Here is an 842-nt window from a genome sequence, read left to right on the forward strand (position 1 = left end):
CAATAGTGTCATTCAATAGAAAAAGCGTATCTCTTTGAAAAGAACCATGAAAATAATAATTGCCATTCGCGTCAATATTTGTTTTTAAATTAGATGGGCTAGTTTGGTAATCTTTAAAAGGCAATCTTTTTGAAGAGATATAATCTCCATTAGAAGTAAATTCTGCATCGTACCATACATCATCAATAGTGTCTGTATTAAACAAAATTTGTTGTTGACAAGATAAAAATAGAAAATGAAGAACATTGTTTTGATCAAGTGAAAGCGTACGACCTCTTGCACAAACTGCACGAGATGTTAGAGAATCAAACCCAAAAGGTTTGTGCCATAACAATTTACCTGACGAATCTAATTTTGCTATAAACCCATTTAAACTATCTCCAGATATTGGCTTGTTATTAAAGGTGTGCGGTAGCCGGAAGGAATTGTAGCTTAATTGTCCTGCAATATATAAATTCCCATTTTTATCTAATGTAGAAGCATAAAAGTAATCCGGATTGCCACTTCCAGCATATTCGCTCCATAAGTTTTTACCAGTTGGACTATATTTGGCTACCCAAATGTCTTCTTTGCCGTAATTGTGCAACAATGGAAAAAAATTGCTGTCGTAAAGCACATTTCCTGCACTGTCGCGCTGGTAAATGTCTGTTATAGTTCCTGCAATGTAGATATTCCCCCATTGATCCGTTTGTAGACTACTCACTGTCTCTACTGGTGGATTCCTGTCCCCTCCATAGTTTTTTGCCCACTGCCAACCGCCTTGGGCGGTGGCTATAGTAGGCAATAAAAAAATTAATAATAATTGGAGGTTTATTCTTGTAATGTATTTTTTGAGATTTTTC

1 protein-coding gene is annotated in these 842 nt (G+C 35.6%); it reads right to left on the minus strand.

The window, feature by feature from the left end; translation table 11 throughout:
- The coding region (locus tag GQN54_RS00030; protein ID WP_394350970.1) for a hypothetical protein at nucleotides 1–784 on the minus strand (784 nt) is incomplete at its 3' end.
- Between the last annotated feature and the right edge of the window lie 58 nt (nucleotides 785–842).

It is taken from the genome of Acidiluteibacter ferrifornacis (genome assembly GCF_009909615.1).
In the GTDB taxonomy this organism is placed as follows: Bacteria; Bacteroidota; Bacteroidia; order Flavobacteriales_E; family Vicingaceae; genus Acidiluteibacter; species Acidiluteibacter ferrifornacis.